General features: G+C 76.3%; 1 protein-coding gene. It reads left to right on the plus strand.

The features are described 5' to 3' along the window. Positions 1 to 541, plus strand: a 541-nt coding sequence (locus tag ACYVE9_RS30165; RefSeq protein ID WP_461031032.1) for a class I SAM-dependent methyltransferase, incomplete at its 5' end; no start/stop codon positions are given. Positions 542 to 596 lie beyond the last annotated feature (55 nt).

Consider the following 596-nt stretch of genomic DNA (forward strand, 5'->3'; position numbering starts at 1 on the left):
CCGCGGCGCCCGACCGGTGGCGCTGGACCTGTCGCACCGGCAGCTCCAGCACGCGCTGCGCATCGGCGCGGACGGTCTCGGCCTGGTGCAGGCCGACGCGGGCACGCTGCCCTTCGCGGACGGCAGCTTCGACCTGGCGTGCTCGGCCTACGGCGCGGTGCCGTTCGTCGCCGACCCGGTGGCCGTCTTCCGGGAGGTGCACCGGGTGCTGCGGCCCGGCAGCCGCTGGGTCTTCTCGGTGACCCACCCGATCCGCTGGGCCCTGCCGGACGAGCCGGGCCCGGAGGGACTGACGTTCACCGCCTCCTACTTCGACCGCACCCCCTACGTCGAGCAGGACGGAGAGGGCCGGGCCGTGTACGTGGAGCACCACCGCACGCTCGGCGACCGGGTGCGGGACGTGGTCGCCGGCGGTTTCCGGCTGCTGGACCTGGTGGAACCGGAGTGGCCGGCGTGGAACACGCAGGAGTGGGGCGGCTGGTCGCCGCTGCGGGGCGCGCTGGTGCCCGGCACCGCGGTGTTCGTCTGCGCCCGCGACTGATCCCCGCACCGTCCCCGCGCCCGGCGCCCGACCCGCACGTGTGACCGCCCCCGCG

The organism is Streptomyces sparsus (assembly GCF_054776295.1).